Annotated in this window: 1 protein-coding gene; it reads right to left on the minus strand. The window is 69.0% G+C overall.

The window, feature by feature from the left end:
• Nucleotides 1-245: aminotransferase class I/II-fold pyridoxal phosphate-dependent enzyme (locus tag HU720_RS24035; RefSeq protein WP_186523657.1), on the minus strand; the 245-nt coding region annotated here is incomplete at both ends.

Consider the following 245-nt stretch of genomic DNA (forward strand, 5'->3'; position numbering starts at 1 on the left):
GCCAATGCATTCAACAATAGCTGGACCTGCGCTTCGCTGTGCGCGGCGCTCAAGGTTACCCGCAGGCGTGCACCGCCGGCCGGTACGGTTGGCGGGCGGATCGCGGTGACCAGCAAGCCCCGCGCGCGCAGCATCTTCGACAGCGTCAGTGCCCGCGCCGCATCGCCAACCAGGATCGGCTGGATCGCGGTCGGGCTGTCCATCAATGCCAGGCCGATCTGCTGCGCGCCCTGGCGGAACTGGCG

Source organism: Pseudomonas sp. SWRI51, assembly GCF_014268825.1.
In the GTDB taxonomy this organism is placed as follows: domain Bacteria; phylum Pseudomonadota; class Gammaproteobacteria; order Pseudomonadales; family Pseudomonadaceae; genus Aquipseudomonas; species Aquipseudomonas farsensis.